21 protein-coding genes are annotated in these 16,324 nt (G+C 29.9%); 12 read left to right on the top strand and 9 right to left on the bottom strand.

Annotated features, from left to right (window positions below; genetic code table 11):
• Nucleotides 1-160 precede the first annotated feature (160 nt).
• Both ACTQYZ_RS01105 and ACTQYZ_RS01100 read left to right on the top strand, forming a co-directional pair.
• Nucleotides 161-559 carry a hypothetical protein gene (locus ACTQYZ_RS01105; protein WP_441415842.1) on the top strand — a complete coding sequence of 133 codons (399 nt, stop codon included), beginning with the start codon at nucleotides 161-163 and terminating at the stop codon, nucleotides 557-559.
• Between the two features lie 47 nt (nucleotides 560-606).
• Entirely contained in the window at nucleotides 607-753 is a 147-nt protein-coding gene (locus tag ACTQYZ_RS01100; RefSeq protein WP_441415841.1) for a hypothetical protein, read from the top strand.
• A gap of 80 nt (nucleotides 754-833) precedes the next feature.
• Here ACTQYZ_RS01100 and guaA read toward each other — a convergent pair whose 3' ends face one another.
• Together guaA and guaB are read right to left on the bottom strand one after the other, a co-directional pair.
• Nucleotides 834-2,381, bottom strand: a complete 1,548-nt coding sequence (gene guaA, locus ACTQYZ_RS01095; RefSeq protein WP_441415840.1) for a glutamine-hydrolyzing GMP synthase — start codon at nucleotides 2,379-2,381, stop codon at nucleotides 834-836.
• A gap of 12 nt (nucleotides 2,382-2,393) precedes the next feature.
• The gene (gene guaB / locus ACTQYZ_RS01090) at nucleotides 2,394-3,857 is read right to left on the bottom strand and encodes an IMP dehydrogenase (RefSeq protein WP_441021176.1); all 1,464 of its coding nucleotides are present in this window, start codon (nucleotides 3,855-3,857) and stop codon (nucleotides 2,394-2,396) included.
• 646 nt (nucleotides 3,858-4,503) lie between these two features.
• Between guaB and ACTQYZ_RS01085 the strand changes: the two genes are divergently transcribed.
• The 5 genes from ACTQYZ_RS01085 to ACTQYZ_RS01065 are packed head-to-tail and all read left to right on the top strand — an operon-like array spanning nucleotide 4,504 to nucleotide 7,938.
• Entirely contained in the window at nucleotides 4,504-5,268 is a 765-nt protein-coding gene (locus ACTQYZ_RS01085; RefSeq protein WP_441021178.1) for a ParA family protein, read from the top strand.
• Nucleotides 5,269-5,273: 5 nt separating this feature from the next.
• On the top strand, nucleotides 5,274-6,158 hold the full coding sequence (locus ACTQYZ_RS01080; RefSeq protein ID WP_441021180.1) for a ParB/RepB/Spo0J family partition protein: 885 nt from the start codon (nucleotides 5,274-5,276) through the stop codon (nucleotides 6,156-6,158).
• A gap of 3 nt (nucleotides 6,159-6,161) precedes the next feature.
• On the top strand, nucleotides 6,162-7,043 hold the full coding sequence (locus ACTQYZ_RS01075) for a hypothetical protein (RefSeq protein WP_441021182.1): 882 nt from the start codon (nucleotides 6,162-6,164) through the stop codon (nucleotides 7,041-7,043).
• Between the two features lie 25 nt (nucleotides 7,044-7,068).
• The gene (locus ACTQYZ_RS01070; RefSeq protein WP_441415839.1) at nucleotides 7,069-7,749 is read left to right on the top strand and encodes a CvpA family protein; all 681 of its coding nucleotides are present in this window, start codon (nucleotides 7,069-7,071) and stop codon (nucleotides 7,747-7,749) included.
• A 9-nt stretch (nucleotides 7,750-7,758) separates the two neighbouring features.
• Complete coding sequence (locus ACTQYZ_RS01065; protein WP_441021186.1) at nucleotides 7,759-7,938, top strand: DUF951 domain-containing protein; 180 nt, start codon at nucleotides 7,759-7,761, stop codon at nucleotides 7,936-7,938.
• A gap of 28 nt (nucleotides 7,939-7,966) precedes the next feature.
• Here ACTQYZ_RS01065 and ACTQYZ_RS01060 read toward each other — a convergent pair whose 3' ends face one another.
• Nucleotides 7,967-8,635 (bottom strand): hypothetical protein, encoded by a 669-nt coding sequence (locus ACTQYZ_RS01060; protein WP_441415838.1) that lies wholly within the window; start codon nucleotides 8,633-8,635, stop codon nucleotides 7,967-7,969.
• An 82-nt stretch (nucleotides 8,636-8,717) separates the two neighbouring features.
• Here ACTQYZ_RS01060 and ACTQYZ_RS01055 point away from each other — a divergent pair, with 82 nt between their 5' ends.
• A complete protein-coding gene (locus tag ACTQYZ_RS01055) occupies nucleotides 8,718-8,867 on the top strand; it encodes a hypothetical protein (protein ID WP_441021190.1) in 150 nt (49 codons plus the stop codon).
• Between the two features lie 125 nt (nucleotides 8,868-8,992).
• Here the strand turns inward: ACTQYZ_RS01055 and ACTQYZ_RS01050 are convergent, their stop codons facing one another.
• The 6 genes from ACTQYZ_RS01050 to ACTQYZ_RS01025 form a co-directional block, all read right to left on the bottom strand.
• Entirely contained in the window at nucleotides 8,993-9,262 is a 270-nt protein-coding gene (locus ACTQYZ_RS01050; RefSeq protein ID WP_441415837.1) for a hypothetical protein, read from the bottom strand.
• Between the two features lie 134 nt (nucleotides 9,263-9,396).
• Nucleotides 9,397-10,341, bottom strand: coding sequence for an AEC family transporter (locus tag ACTQYZ_RS01045; RefSeq protein WP_441021194.1), 945 nt, complete (start codon nucleotides 10,339-10,341; stop codon nucleotides 9,397-9,399).
• Between the two features lie 267 nt (nucleotides 10,342-10,608).
• Nucleotides 10,609-11,133, bottom strand: coding sequence for a nitroreductase family protein (locus ACTQYZ_RS01040; protein ID WP_441021196.1), 525 nt, complete (start codon nucleotides 11,131-11,133; stop codon nucleotides 10,609-10,611).
• A gap of 96 nt (nucleotides 11,134-11,229) precedes the next feature.
• Nucleotides 11,230-11,904, bottom strand: coding sequence for a YoaK family protein (locus ACTQYZ_RS01035; RefSeq protein WP_138267895.1), 675 nt, complete (start codon nucleotides 11,902-11,904; stop codon nucleotides 11,230-11,232).
• 18 nt (nucleotides 11,905-11,922) lie between these two features.
• Complete coding sequence (gene rlmH / locus ACTQYZ_RS01030; protein WP_441021198.1) at nucleotides 11,923-12,396, bottom strand: 23S rRNA (pseudouridine(1915)-N(3))-methyltransferase RlmH; 474 nt, start codon at nucleotides 12,394-12,396, stop codon at nucleotides 11,923-11,925.
• Entirely contained in the window at nucleotides 12,386-13,144 is a 759-nt protein-coding gene (locus ACTQYZ_RS01025; protein WP_138267897.1) for an acyl-[acyl-carrier-protein] thioesterase, read from the bottom strand. The genes rlmH and ACTQYZ_RS01025 overlap by 11 nt, the downstream gene beginning before the upstream one ends.
• A gap of 186 nt (nucleotides 13,145-13,330) precedes the next feature.
• Here ACTQYZ_RS01025 and ACTQYZ_RS01020 point away from each other — a divergent pair, with 186 nt between their 5' ends.
• The 4 genes from ACTQYZ_RS01020 to ACTQYZ_RS01005 are packed head-to-tail and all read left to right on the top strand — an operon-like array spanning nucleotide 13,331 to nucleotide 16,322.
• Complete coding sequence (locus ACTQYZ_RS01020) at nucleotides 13,331-13,933, top strand: ECF transporter S component (protein WP_441021201.1); 603 nt, start codon at nucleotides 13,331-13,333, stop codon at nucleotides 13,931-13,933.
• A gap of 42 nt (nucleotides 13,934-13,975) precedes the next feature.
• On the top strand, nucleotides 13,976-14,566 hold the full coding sequence (locus ACTQYZ_RS01015; RefSeq protein ID WP_441021203.1) for an ECF transporter S component: 591 nt from the start codon (nucleotides 13,976-13,978) through the stop codon (nucleotides 14,564-14,566).
• Nucleotides 14,567-14,575: 9 nt separating this feature from the next.
• Nucleotides 14,576-15,346 carry a type III pantothenate kinase gene (locus tag ACTQYZ_RS01010; protein ID WP_138267900.1) on the top strand — a complete coding sequence of 257 codons (771 nt, stop codon included), beginning with the start codon at nucleotides 14,576-14,578 and terminating at the stop codon, nucleotides 15,344-15,346.
• Nucleotides 15,327-16,322, top strand: coding sequence for a tRNA dihydrouridine synthase (locus tag ACTQYZ_RS01005; protein WP_441415836.1), 996 nt, complete (start codon nucleotides 15,327-15,329; stop codon nucleotides 16,320-16,322). Before ACTQYZ_RS01010 ends, ACTQYZ_RS01005 begins: the two co-directional genes overlap by 20 nt.
• Nucleotides 16,323-16,324 lie beyond the last annotated feature (2 nt).

The raw sequence follows: 16,324 nt of genomic DNA, 5'->3' as shown, positions 1-16,324 counted from the left end.
ATCCATGACACATTGCAAAAATATGATTTATACCTTTTATGATTATACCATTATCCTGAATTATTCACGGAACAGTATCTGAACTGATAACTGTACCATGAATAATTCAGGTTTATATTTAATTTACAACAAATTCTTAAGAAAGTTGATATCGTAAAGAATGAACAAAATGCTTACTATTTTAAACAATATATCACAACAATTAAACAATATTTCTCAATCATTAGTACATCCATCTTACAGTCCCGAGATTATAGCTGCAATAATTGCTGCAGCTGCAGCGATTATCACTTTATTAATTACTAAATACAAAGAACGTTCAATACAACAGCGAAATTTAAAAGAAGAGAAATATATTTCTTTTTTGTCAGCACTTATTGCCTTACGTGCCGGTTATGGCACCAATCGCCAACTAATTGAAACAATACAAGTAATGAACTTAATCGGGAATAGTTCAGTAGTTAAAGCCACTTCTGATTTTATAGAATTAATACTTGAAAAAAAGCTGAATCAGGTAATAAATCAGAAAACACTTCAAATAATCCTAATAAAGATTTAAACAAAGAAGAAATACAAAACGAAAGATATATTGCTTTAATCAAAGCCATGAGAGAAGATTTATATGGAAAAAATGCAAATAAAAATTTCCCAAATACTCTCCCTTTTGTTATCACTTCAAAGAGCACTAAAGAACAAGTTGAAGAAATGCTAGAAATACAACAATTGGTAAAAACCCAACAATTACAAAAATAAAATGTACTCAATCTGTACTCAAACCACATATCAAGAGCCCGGGAACCCGCATAAACACTGGATTTCCGAGCTCCGTTTTTTTATTCAAACTCAATCGTTCCAGGTGGTTTACTTGTGCAGTCATACAGTACTCTGTTGACATGGTCCACTTCGTTTACGATTCTTGTTGTTACTTTTTGTAGAACTTCCCATGGAAGTTGTGCGGCACTGGCTGTCATGAAGTCAGATGTCATAACTGCTCTTAGTGCTATTGCGTAGTCGTATGTTCTGAAGTCTCCCATAACACCAACTGAACGCATATTTGTTAGTGCTGCAAAATATTGTCCAAGGTCTTTGTCTACTCCTGCTTTTGCAACTTCTTCACGATATATTGCATCGGCATCTTGAACTATTTTTACTTTTTCTTCGGTAACTTCACCGATTATTCTAATTGCAAGTCCAGGACCAGGGAATGGTTGACGCATTACTAAATACTCAGGTATTCCAAGTTCTTTTCCTGCTTTTCTTACTTCATCTTTAAATAAATCTCTAAGTGGTTCGATAATTTCTTTGAAGTCTACATGATCAGGCAATCCTCCAACGTTGTGGTGAGATTTTATAACCGCACTTTTATCAAGTCCGCTTTCTACAACGTCAGGATAAATTGTTCCTTGAACAAGGAAATCAACCGCACCGATTTTTTTAGCTTCTTCTTCAAATACTCTTATGAATTCTTCACCGATGATTTTTCTTTTTGTTTCAGGATCTGTTACTCCTGCAAGTTTGTCGTAGAATCTTTGTTGTACATTTGCTCTTACAAAGTTTAAGTCATAAGGACCGTCTGGGCCAAATACTGCTTCTACTTCATCTCCTTCGTTTTTACGAAGTAAACCGTGATCTACGAAAACGCAAGTAAGTTGTTTTCCTACTGCTTTTGCAAGAAGTACTGCTGCAACAGAAGAGTCAACTCCGCCTGATAGGGCACAAAGTACTTTTCCGTTTCCTACTTTTTTTCTAATTGCTTCAATAGTTTCTTCAACGAAAGAATCCATTTTCCAATCACCCTTGCATTTACATACATTGTATAGGAAGTTATGAATCATCTTTGTTCCGTTTTTTGTATGCATTACTTCTGGGTGGAATTGTACAGCATAAAGATTTCTTTCTTTGTTTTCCATTGCCGCAACGGGACATACAGGTGTATGACCTGTTATTTTAAAACCTTCAGGTTGTTTTTTAATATAATCTGTGTGGCTCATCCAGCAAACATTTTCTTCATCTATTCCTTCAAATAATAGGGAAGAAGTATCAAGATTAACGTTTGTGTGACCATATTCGCTTACAGGAGCTGTGGCAACTTCGCCGTCAAGTTTATGAGCCATTAATTGTGAACCATAACATATTCCAAGGATTGGAATATTTAAATCGAAGATTTCTTTTGTGTATGATGCAGAATCTTCTTTGTATACACTGTTAGGTCCGCCTGTGAAAATGATACCTTTAGGATTTAAGGCTTTTAAATCATCAAGGGAAATTGTATAAGGTTTTATTTCACAGTACACATTACACTCTCTAACTCTTCTTGCGATTAGTTGGTTATATTGCCCTCCAAAGTCCAATACTACTACTAATTCATTTTTGTTACTCATATTTTATTTTCCTTAAAATTCTCTTGTATAGTTTGGTGCTTCTTTTGTTATTGAAATATCATGTGGATGTGATTCTTGAAGTGATGCTGCTGTTATTTTAACGAAGTTTGCATCATGTCTTAATTCATCAATTGTTGCACATCCGCAGTATCCCATACCGGCACGTAGACCACCGATAAGTTGGAATACATTATCTGCTATGCTACCTTTATAAGCAACTCTTCCTTCAACTCCTTCAGGAACAAGTTTTTTAGCTCCGCTTTGGAAGTATCTGTCTGAAGAGTTATTTGCTTGTGACATTGCTGCAACAGAACCCATTCCTCTGTATGCTTTAAATTGTCTTCCTTGATATATGATAAGTTCTCCAGGTGCTTCTTCTGTTCCTGCGAACATACTTCCAAGCATTACTGCGCTTGCGCCTGCTGCGATTGCTTTTGAAATATCACCTGAGAATTTAATACCACCGTCTGCGATTACAGGAACGCCGTATTTATCTCCAACTTCTGCACAGTCCATAACAGCTGTGATTTGAGGTACACCGATACCTGCAACGATTCTTGTTGTACAAATTGAACCAGGACCCATACCTACTTTTACTGCATCTGCCCCTGCTTTAATTAAAGCTTCTGTTGCTTCGCCTGTTGCAACGTTACCTGCGATAACTTGTAAATCAGGATAAGCAGCTTTAATTTTCTTTAACCAGTTTGATACGTTTGTAGAATGTCCATGAGCTGTATCAAGAACGATTACGTCAACTTTTGCATTAACTAAAGCTTTAACTCTTTCCATTGTATCAGCAGCAGTACCTACAGCTGCACCTGCAAGAAGTCTTCCTTGTTCGTCTTTTGCTGCATTTGGATATTGGATTTTCTTTTCAATATCTTTAATTGTGATTAAACCTTTAAGTTTATAATTTTCATCTACTATAGGAAGTTTTTCTATTCTGTTTTTCTTTAAGATTTTTTCTGCTTCTTCAAGAGTTGTTCCTTCTGGTGCAGTGATTAAATTATCTTTAGTCATTGCATCTTTAATTTTCTTTTTAGGATCTCTTTCAAATCTTAAATCTCTATTTGTGATTATACCAACTAATGTTCCGTCTTTATCTGTAATAGGAACACCTGATATTTTATATCTTGCCATTATTTCATTTGCATCTTCGATTACGTGTTCAGGTGATAGGAAGAAAGGATCTATTATAACACCATGTTCACTTCTTTTTACTTTATCAACTTCGGCTGCTTGTTGTTCTATTGTCATGTTTTTATGAATTATACCGATACCGCCTTGTCTTGCCATAGCAATAGCAAGTTTTGATTCTGTAACTGTATCCATTCCGGCACTTATTAGTGGAACGTTAAGTTTAATTTTCTTTGTTAAATATGTTGATGTGTCTACTTGTGAAGGGATAACATCGCTTTTTCTTGGTATTAATAATACATCATCAAATGTTAAGCCTTCTTTTAAAATTTTTCCCATGATAGCCTCCTTTAAAATATAAAAAATCGAAGATATTTTTTGCCTATCTTCTAAAATATAAACTATATTTAATTTATATATATATTAATGCAAAAATTGATTTTTGTAAACAGTAATTTTAACAAAAAATAAGAAAAAATTTTCAGTTTTCCCAAATGTTTCACGTGAAACATTTACTGCTTTTATTTGTCTTATTATTATATATTATATATTTTTTATTTTTGTTATTCATATATAATAAATCATGGTTATAATGTACTTATAAATTAAGTTAGATTTTAATATTACTTTGTGTTTTATATAGATTTATCGTGTGATATGTAGCTAATTATTAACTAAATTTTTTTTAATTTTAATTATACATTTATATATTTAATTCGTAATATATATACTTTCTTATTAATTATTTTATATTAGAAAAAATTATAATCTTTTTTTCATGTTAATTTCATATAATATTTATGTTTATTTCTTATAATATATAAAACATTAATGTGGTATTTAATATGAATAACTTAAATATACGCCTTTAATATTTGATAATATTATGTTTCACGTGAAACAATTTTTAATATTAAATTTATTGAAGGGGTAGTTTTTCTATGTTACAATGTTTTAGTAAAAAAATATAGGAAGAAGAATGTTTATGACTAAAATTATATCATTATTTAATCAAAAAGGCGGGGTAGGAAAAACTACTACTGCTGTAAATTTATCTGCTTGTCTTACAAAAATGGGTAAGAAGGTTTTGGGAATAGACCTTGATCCTCAAAGTAATTTTACAAGCGGACTTGATATCGATAGAACAAAACTGGAAAACAGTACATATGATATTATAGTAAATGAAGTTGATGCAGCTGATGTTGTAATAAAAACAGAAGTTGAAAATTTGGATTTAATTCCTTCAAGTATAGATCTTGCAAGTGCAGAAATAGAAATTGCGGGAAGACCAAAAAGAGAAACAATATTAAAAAGAGGAATAAAAAGCATAGTAGACAATTATGATTATGTAATAATTGATTGTGCGCCTTCTCTTGGACTTTTACCTGTAAATGCACTTTGTGCTTCGAATAGTGTTCTTATTCCAATTCAATGTGAATATTATGCACTTGAAGGGGTTAGCCAACTTATGAATACAATCAATCTTGTAAAAAAAGGTATCAATCCTAAATTAAAGGTTGAAGGCGTATTGCTTACTATGTTTGATAACAGAACTAATCTTTCAATGCAGGTTGTGGAAGAAGTTAAAAGATTTTTTGGAAAGAAAGTTTATGAAACTATTATTCCAAGAAATATAAGACTTGCAGAAGCACCAAGTTATGGACAAACTATTGTTGATTATGATCCTTCTTCAAAAGGATATAAAGCTTATATGCAGCTTGCAAAAGAGCTTATTAAGAAAGGGGAATAAGTAATATGGCAAAGGGAAAGAAAAAGGCAGGAGGACTTGGAAGAGGACTTTCGGCGTTGATACCACAAGAAGATGTGGATGGAGTTTTTTCTGAAAATGAAGAACGTGATATAAAACATATTGATATAAATTTAATAAGAGCAAATACAAACCAACCTAGAAAAAAATTTGATAAAGAAAAAATAAAGGAGCTTGCAAGTTCCATTAAAGAACATGGAATTATTCAGCCCTTATTAGTTGTAAAAAAAGATGATGATTATATAATCGTTGCAGGGGAAAGAAGATACAGAGCTGCCATTGTTGCAGGTCTTAAAGAAATTCCTGTTATAGTTAAAGAATATAGTGAAAAAGAAATAAGCGAAGTTGCTTTGATTGAAAATCTTCAAAGAGAGGATTTAAATGAAATCGAAAAAGCTACGGCTTATAACGAGCTTAAAGAAAGTTTTAATATGACTCAAGAAGATATTGCAAAAAGACTTGGAACAAGCAGGGCTTCTATTGCAAATACTTTAAGACTTTTATCTTTAAGCGATGTTGTAAAAGATGCTTTGAGAGAAAATAAAATTTCAGCAGGGCACGCAAGAGCAATTCTTTCTGTGGAAGAAGAATATAGGGAAGAATTTTTAGAGCTTATTATAAGTAAAAATCTTTCTGTTAGAGAGAGTGAAAAATTAGCTAAAGAATTTAAAGGGAAAGAAGAAAAACCTTTAAAAAAAGAAAAAAAAGAAAACCCTTATATTAAGGACTTGGAAAACAGATTGTCTTTTACATTTGGAACAAAAGTAAGATTAAAAGATAATGGAAATAATAAAGGCAGTATTGTGATAGATTATTATTCAAATGATGATTTATCAAGACTTTTAGAACTTTTTAAAATAGAGGAAAAATAAACTATGAATAATAAAGAAACAAAATATTTTGCAACAGCTATGTTAGTAAACGGACTTCAGTTATTATTATGTTTTATAATTTATCTTGTAAGTCTAATAATCGGAGTAAATAATGTAATCATTGCGGGAGTAATGCTTATAGCGGAAATGATTATATGGCTTGTATGTGGATTTAAACTTGCGGTAAGCGGTAAAATGGATAGATTCTGGAAGTTGTTTGTAGGTGCTTTTATTGCAATAGTTCCTATCTTGGTTTATACTTCCATTGCTTATGGAGTAAGTAAACTTGTGCCTACACAGTCCCAAGGATGGACAGAGTTTTTCTTCCTTGGCGGTCCATTAATATTCTATAATAAACCAGTTACTCTTTTAATGAGTATTTTTAGAGGTCATGGTTATTTATTATTTGCGGCAAATTATGTCATTATTACTGTTTGTTACTTTATCGGTGAATTTTTCGGTTTTGTAATTAATGGCGGTAAAAGAATGATGAATAATAAAAAAAGTGCTAAGGCAAGTAAAAAAGAAAAAACACCAAAAGTTAAAGAAAAAAAGTTAAGCAGAAAAGAAAAGAAACAATTAAAGAAAGAACAAAAGAAAAATAAAGAATTATCTATTGAAGAAGATGATAATGAAGAAGAAGCTAAAGACTCTTTAGATACAGAAAAAGAATATGTCAATACAGAAAACGAAAATAAAAGCGTTGAAGAATTAAAAGAAAAAAACGAAGTTGTTGAAGAAGAAACAAACGTAAATGTATTAACAGAAAAAATTACTCCTGAAATTGAAGAAAAAGAAGACAGATTGGCAGAGGAAATTGTAAATAATATTTTAAAGGAGAATTTAAAAGAGCAAAGAGAAAAACAAAATAAAGAAAATGAATAATCTTTGCTATTTAACAAAATAGATTATGCTTACATGGATAGATATTTTAATTATCGGTATTATATTGGTATGTATGATATGGGGGACATTTAGAGGGCTTGTTAAAAGTATATTTTCCATAATAACAATTATATGCAGTTTTATTGTAGCAAAAGTTTTTGCAGGGACATTAAGCATTTGGCTTATTAATAATACAAGAATAGAAGATACAATTCATACTTTTTTAAGAGTAAATAATGTTATTCCAGAAAGTGTGTCAAATAGCGTAGAGCAGGGAAGTGCTAATGTAACAGATTGGTTTGCGGGTTTGAACTTAGGAGATATTCCATCATCGATAATTCATTTTTTTGAAAATCTATGGAATAGTGGTTCAAACACTGTAAGCTCGGGAGGTAATATGGCAGTAGATGCGCTTACCGCATCAATTGTTTCATTTATATCTTTTGTAGGTATTTTAATTTTGGCTTACGTAGTGTTATCTTTGATAGTTGAAATTTTAAACCTTGCAACAAAAATTCCTGTTATAAGAACATTTAATAAACTCGGTGGAGCATTGTTTGGAATTGTTAAAGGACTTATAATAAACTTAATACTAATAAGCATTATATTGGTTGTTGCAATATTCTTAAAAGATTCATCTCTTAATGTTGCACTGAGAGATTCAATGTTTGCAAGTTATTTTTATATAGGATATATATTGTTTTAAGAGGTTATTATGGAAGAAAAATATTATGCGGATGATGTTGTTGTTATGAAAAAAGGACATCCATGCGGAACAAATGAATGGAAAATAATAAGGATAGGGCTTGATGTCAAGCTTGAATGCATGGGATGTGGAAGAATAATTACAATTCAAAGAAATAAATTTAATAAAAGTGTAAAGAACAAAAAATAAAAGGATATCGATTGATATCCTTTTTGTTTTAGTGTTGTTGTTTTTTCTTTAATGTAATTGCAGTTGTAATTCCAATAATTGAAATCATAAATATAATTACAAATAATGTCCTATTTGAATTGTCACTTGTTTGTGGTGAAAGAGTTCCTGCATTATCATTTGTATTATTATCTGTTGATGTAGAACCTGAGCTGCTTGAAGAATCATCTTTATCTGTTGAAGGTGTTGTGATATTACAACCTGTATTTAGATTTTCATCATTTATAATAACGTTATTTCCTGAATTATTAATTACTTTAACATTTTCTGGTATAGAAAGCTTTGTGTTTTCAGGAACAGCTATAAGTTCAATTTCATCACCTGATTTTAAATTATTAATTGCTTCATTAAAATCTTCTTCTCCAATTGCTGTTTTATTGCCAATTTTTGCACTATATTCACTGTTTACATTAACATTGTTACCAAGTTCTTGAAGGAAAGTTCCGCCTGTTATTTCAATTTTATTTGTTCCTGTTGAATTGACTGTTCCATCTACAGTTTCTTTTTGAATAACAAGTTTTCCTTCTCCTTTGCTAGATACGTTGCCATTAATATCTGTTCCGTTAATTGTAATTATAGGAGATTGAGAATCATATCCTGCACTTGTATAATTTGATGCTAAAACTTCTCCGTTAATTGTTCCTCCGTTTAGAGTCATTTTACCGCCGTTTGTAGCATTAATATTACCATTTATTATTCCGCTTTCAAGAATTACGTTTCCACCATCATAACCGTCCCATTTGTCAGCATCGAAAGCTATTCCGCCTTCTGTTGCAGTTATTTCACTGCCACCGGTTATTGTTGTTGAACCATTATTATTTGAAATAATGTATTGTGTTAAATTATCTGTACCTGATAATTTAACATTATCAATAGTTAAGTCGCAATAATTTTGAATTAATAGTTTTGCTGTTTTTGATGTTATAGCACCATTTTGAATTTTAACTGTTGATCCTTTTAATAATTGAAGACCATTTGTTTCAGTACCTGTTGATCCTACAGTATCTGTAACATCTCATGTAAAACTATTTAAATCAAATGTTATGTTTTGATTTGCATTTACTTTTACACCAGAACCTGTAAAATTGTCGTTAAATGTAATAACTGCATTAGTATTGTCTTTTGGTACAGCTGCAACAGCTTCTGCTACAGTACTATAATTTGTTTTATTATCTCCAATTTGGAGTGTTACTGCATCTGTTGCTGCGAATACATTTGAAAATAAAGAACATATGATAGCAATAATCGCAAAAATAGATATAATTTTTTTGCTTTGTTTTTTCATTAGTTTCTCCTTTTTTATTTTATAATTATTTTTACAACAACTTATATATAAAAAATATATATTATTAACTATGTATTTTCAAGGAAAACCTTTATTTATAATATTATTAAAAAAATGTTTCACGTGAAACATTTTTATATTAAGTTTAGTGTTTTTAATATAAAAAGCCACATAGTCAAAGTGAACGAGCTTAATAGTGTTGTTATCATAACAGTTGAAGATGATAAAATGCCTTCATGTCCCATATTCTTTGCCATGATAAATGAGCTGACTGTTGTAGCACTTCCAAGCATAACAAGTATTGTAACAAGATAATCATTTCTGTATCCCATATAAACACCTAGGGGTAAAAATAAAGCACAAAATACTATTAACTTAAGCACTGCACATATTATTGTAGGTTTTATTTCTCCAACTGCCTTTTTAAAATCAAAACTTGCACCTATGGATATAAGTCCAAGAGGAGTTGCAAGGTTTGCCAAGTTTTCTAATGTAGTATCCATTATTACGGGTTTTGAAAGTCCTGATAAAGACCATAAGATTCCAAATAAAATACCTAAGATTATAGGGTTTTTTAGTATATCTATAAAGGTAGACTTTATAACTTTTCTATCAAGTTTTTCTTTATTTGGTTTGAATATTGAAAGTATTATAACAGCGGCAATGTTATAGAGAGGAACTGCGCCTATAATCATTAAAGGGGAGGCTCCTATGTTTCCGTAAATGTTTTGTACAAATGCTATTCCAATAATTGATGCAGAGCTTCTGTATGAACCTTGAATAAATTCTCCCTGTATATTTTTGTTTTTTAAGAATAAAGATATAACATAGGATATCAAAATTGAAATAAAAGTAGCTATAAAACAGAATAAAACAAATTTTGTATCCCAAAGTTCAATAAAATCAACACTGCTTACATCTTCAAATAAAAGTATTGGAAGAGCAACAGAAAATACTATTTTATTTAAGCCCTTATTAAATTCTTCATTTATTATATTTATCTTTTTTAAAAACATACCCACAATCATAATAAGGAAAATAGGTATTGTTGCGTTTAAACTGAAAATCAAACTGTTCATAATAACACCTCAAAGAAAATTTTAACACATTATTTTTTTCTTCAAGAACATTTTTATTATGTATTTGTTTTCAAATTAAACAATGATACATATTTAGTGATTAAATAATATTTAAAGTAATTAATATAATATTTTTAAGGGGAAAAGTTATTACTTTAAATGTTATAAGTATTTTGAAATAGTAATAAAGTACTGTTATGTAATATTACAAAATATATTAAGGTATAATAATCAAATAAAAAAGAGATACAATATTGTATCTCTTTTTTATTTGATTATTATACTGTAATTTTCTTTTCTTGGTTTTGCTTCTTTTATTTCGCCCTTTGAGTAACCAAGAGATAAAGCTCCTATTCCAACTAAATCATCACTTAAATTCCATTCTTTTAAAAGAGCTTTTCCTTCAGCTGTATTAAACATTTCGTATTCTCTGTTTATCCAGCAAGTTGAAAGTCCCAAAGAATGAGCAGCAAGCATCATGTTTTCAAGTGCACAAGTACCGTCTTGAACATGAGTTCTTGCATTTTTGTCAGCCAAAACTATTATTACTGTTGGAGCATCATAATAAGGATTTGAATCACTTCCCATAATCTCTGCATTCATTTTTACAAGTTTTGTTAAAGTATCTTTGTTTTGTACGGCCACGATAACAGGAGATTGTTTGCCCATTCCAGAAGGTGCATATTCACCTGATTTTAAAATAAGCTCAAGTGCTTTGTCACTTATTTGTTTATCCTTATAACTTCTTACGCTTCTTCTTGAAAGAATATTTTCAATAACCTGGTTTGACATATAAATCCCTCCTAAACGTCTATTATATATATATTTTAATACAAATAATTAATATATACAATATTTAAGAATAAATAAGGATATATGTAATTTGTATTAATAACGTTTTTCAACTTCTTCAATAAACATTAGAGTAAATACAATAATAAGTCCTATTACTGAAAATAATACGGCTTTTGTGAAAAATATCTTTGTTAAGAGACTTCCAATAATAGCACCTAAAATAAAGAAACATATTATTCCATAATATTGAATGCTATTTCTTAATAACTGTTTGTTTTTGGTTTGTTTGTATTTGTATAAATTTTCTGTTGCACTTCTTAAATTTCCTGTGCACATTGTTGTCGCATATGCATTGCCGTTTACTTTTCTAAACCCCTCTACCTGCAAAGAGCATACAAAGGATATTAATATATTACATAATGTATCTAAATTACCGGAAGGAATAAATCCTACAATTAAAAGAGTTATAATTTCAATTAAAATAATTATTTGTCTCCAATGTATGTTGTCATTGTATTTATGTCTTTTCTTTATCATTTCTGCTGCAAGTATTCCGATAAAAAACGCGAATATAGGAAGAAAATAGAATCCAACCATTTGTAGATTTCCTTTTGATACATTTATTCCAAGCAAAACTATATTTCCTGTTTGGGCGTTTGCAAAAACTCCTCCTCTTGAAATATAAGTATATGCATCAAGGAAACCTCCAACAATTGCCAAAATCATTCCCAGCCTATAGGTTTCGGACATTTGTTTCTTTTCTGTCATTTTATTGTCTTCCTTAGTTTATTTGTGATAAGTTTCATTATTTATTATTTTAAAACTTCTATATATTTGTTCAAGTAACATTATTCTAAATAGCTGATGGGGGAAAGTCATTTTGGAAAAGGAGATTTTTTTATCTGCCTTTTTAAGTACGTTGTCGCTTATTCCAAGGCTTCCGCCGATAATAAAGGTTATGTTGCTTTTGCCTGTTATTGATAAATTTTCTATTTGCTTTGAAAATTCTTCTGATGATAATTGTTTTCCTTTAATATCCATTGCAATAACAAAAGAGTTTTTAGGAATTTTTGAAATAATTTTTTCGCCTTCTTTTTCTTTTGCAATATTATCGAGAGAGTCATTACCGGTTAGTTTCTCATCCGGAAGTTGAATTAAATTTAACTTTACAAATCTTGAAAGTCTTTTTGAATATTCATTCTCAGCCATAACCCAATATTTTTCTTTTAATTTACCTACACATATTATATTAATATTCATCTTTTTTCTTCCAAAGTATTTTTATTAATGTATAAATTTCATTTTCTTTACTGCATATTTTAATGTTTGTATATTTTTGCCCGTCTTCTATCGTATCTTTTGAATATACAATAGGTTTATCATTTATAGTAATTTGTTTTTTATATGTAACTTGGATTTTATAAGGTAGATAATTACTTAAAACATCTTCATCTACATAGTCTAAAAAATATGAAAAATATAAAGCATTGTTTACGTGATTGTTAGTATCTAAATCGCAGTGTCTTATTTGAAGAGGTTTATATTCTACATTATTAAATAGTTCATCATCAATTTTATCAACATCAAAACCTCTTCCTTTTTCTATATCTTCAATGTCATAAACATTTGCTATTTCTTTTGTTACTTTTCTTATTTTAAAAGTATCTTTTTCAACGAATAGCCATCTTGTTTTTGCTTCTATTAGAATTTTTCCATTTTCATCTTTTAACAAAAATATTCTGTTACCATAGAATTTGTTAAATGAATAAGGATATGTTTCAACTGTTATATTATCGCCTATTTTACCAAAGTGGTATATGTTCATATCATAATTTAAAAGTATCCAAGTAAGGTCACTTGTTCTGTCTATGCCAAGTGTTTCATCTTGTTTTAAAAATATATCTTGAAACCACCTTGCAGCTTCCATAGGTTTTAGTCTGTTAAAATTATCAACGTTTGAAAACTTTATTCTATGCTTTTCCGTTATATATGATTTTAAATTCTGCACTTTATCACCTGCTTATAATATTTTTTTATATTATACTACCAAAAATATAATTTTCAAATAATCCTTCAAATGTATCATATATATTTTTTTTCTTGACAAAGGTATATGCGGTGATATAATGATTTTGTTAAAACGTCTTGCATCCTTGGTAATAACCTAAAAGAAGGAGTGAGAACGGAGGTAAATATGAATAATAAATTATTTAAAGACACAAAATCTTTTACATTTTTAAGCATAATGCTTGCTTTAACTATTTTTTTCACTTATACGGTCGGAATGATTCCTACGGGGATGGCTTCGATGGCAGTTCTTGCATTTTTCCCAACAGTTTTAACTTCACTTATATATGGCCCTAAGACGGGTGCATTTATGGGTATTTTAGCTGGAATTGTTGCTATGTCAAAAAATATCATAATGCCATCAGGATTACTTTCTCCTTATTTTATAAATCCTCTTGTATCAGTTTTCCCAAGAATGTTTATAGGAATTATACCTTATTATGTATATAGACTTTTGGATAAAATAATAAAACAAAAAGATATAGTAGCCTTTATATCAGGAATGATGGGTGCTGTTACAAATACAGCTTTTGCAATGACTATGCTTTATCTTGTTTATGCAAAAGATATAATAGCGGTTACGGGAAAAGCTTTTAAAGCTGTTTTACTTGGCATTATTACTTCTTCTTCTGTAATAGAAGCCATTATAATGGGTATTGCAACTTTTGCTGTTTTAAAAATTTATCTTATGAAGAAAAATACTATTGCAGCAAATATAAAAAGAATATAATAACATTTATATGTAATTATAAAAAGGAAGGAGGGTAATATAATGGGTAGCTTATTTAAAGATACGAAGCAGTTTACATTTATGAGCATAATGTTTGGAATAACAATATTTTTTACTTATACTGCAGGAATGATTCCTGCAGGTATGGCATCTGTTGCAATACTTTGTTTTATTCCTACTGTTCTTACATCTCTTATTTATGGAATGAAAGCTGGTGCATTTATGGGGGCTCTTGCTGGTCTTGTTACTCTTTCAAGAGCAATTATCGCTCCTGCAGGAATACTTGACCCATATTTTATAAATCCTCTTGTATCAGTTCTTCCTAGAATTTTTATAGGTATTGTTCCGTATTTTATATATAAGATTGTAAAAATGTTAACAAAGTCAAAAGCTTTAAGCTTTTTCTTTTCTGGTGCCTTTGGGGCAATAATAAATACAGCACTTGTTATGCCAATGTTATATTTAATTTATGGTACAGAAATTGCCAAAGCAGTAGGAACTAGTTTCAAAGTTCTTTTGATTGGTATTATTACATCTTCCATGTTGTTGGAAGCATTTGTAATGGGAATATTTACTGTTGCAATAATGATGGTATATATAAAGAAAAATCCAAATATAAAAGTAGAAAAATAGGAGAGAAAAATGATTTTAGTTATTGATGTAGGCAATACCACTACACAACTTGGTATTTTTAAAAATGATAAGTTAATACATGAGTTTAGATATATTACAAAGCAAGATAGAACAAGTGATGAAATAGGAACTCTTATAATAACATTCTTTTCTCATTTTGGTATTAATATAAAAGATTTTCAAGGAGCAATTATTTCAAGTGTTGTTCCTGATGTAAATTATCATTTAGTTAATGCAATAAAAAAATATTTATGTGTTACTCCTATGATTGTTGGTAGCGGAATTAAAACAGGTATTAACGTAAGAACAGATAACCCAAAAGAAGTAGGTGCAGATAGAATTGTAGATGCAGCGGCAGCTTATAATATATATAAATGTCCTGTTATAGTGGTAAACTTTGGAACTGCAACAAGATATGATTATGTAAATAAAGATGGAGTATTTTCTTATGCGGTAACATCTCCCGGTATTCAAATATCAGCCGATGCACTTTGGAAACAAGCTGCAAAACTTCCTAAGATAGAAATAAAAAAACCAGATAGTATACTTGCAAGTAATACTATAACAAGTATGCAGGCAGGTCTTGTATACGGATATATCGGACAAGTTGAATATGTTATAAGAAAAATGAAAGAAGAATTAAACGAAGAGGGAATAAAAGTCGTAGCATGTGGAGGATATGGAAAAATAATTTATCCTGAAACAAATGTTATAGACGATTTTGACCCATTACTTACATTAAAAGGATTAAAGATTATATATGACAAAAACAAAAAATAATTATTTTAGCGAACTTTTTAAACAAAACAAAGGAATATTAGCTCCAATGGCAGGTGTAACAAACCTGCCTTATCGTATTTTTATGAAGGAAATGGGCTGTAGAATATTTGTAAGCGAAATGGTAAGCGCAAAAGGAATATTTTATGGAAGCAAAAACACATTTCCTTTAATGGAAACAAATGAAATCGAGCATACGGATTGTGCCTGTGGGATTCAAATATTCGGAAGTGACCCTGCAATTATGGGTAAGATAACAAACGAACATTTGAATTATACAGAGTTTGACTTTATAGATATAAATATGGGCTGTCCTATGAAGAAAATAGTAAATAACGGGGACGGTTCTGCGCTTTTAAAAGATCTTGTAAAAGCAAGAGAGGTTACTGAGGCTGTTAAGAAAAACTCAACTAAACCCTTAAGCGTAAAAGTAAGACTTGGCTTTAATGAAAAATATATACTCGATATTATAAAAGCTGTAGAAGACGGCGGAGCAGATATGATTATCGTACACGGAAGAACAAGGGAGCAGGTATTCACCGGAGAAGTTGATTATGATGAAATTAAAAAAACAAAAGAGAATGCAGATGTTCCTATAGTAGTAAACGGTGATTTGGATAACTACCTTAAAGCAAAGGAAAAAATGGATTATACAAAAACAGATGCCGTAATGATAGGAAGAGGGGCAAATTATGATCCGTTTATTTTTTCTCAGTTTAACGAACTTATTGAAGGTAAGGAAGTTAGCGTGTATAATAATCAAGATAAAATAAATGCTGCAAGAAAACATTTTGAAATTCACATGAAATATTCAACTGCAAAGAAAAGCGTTGTGGAATTTAGAAAATATTTATATTGGTATATAAAAGGAATAAAAAACAGTGCCAAAATACGAAACAGCATAAATAACATTTTTGAACAAGAACAAGTATATGAAGTATTTGACAGAATAGACGATATATTAAAAGAAGGAGAATAAAA

This window comes from Anaerofustis sp. LCP19S3_F7, assembly GCF_052119445.1.
Lineage (GTDB): Bacteria > Bacillota > Clostridia > Eubacteriales > Anaerofustaceae > Anaerofustis > Anaerofustis butyriciformans.
Note: the sequence above shows the minus strand (reverse complement) of the source record. Positions and strands in the feature narration are given on the sequence as shown.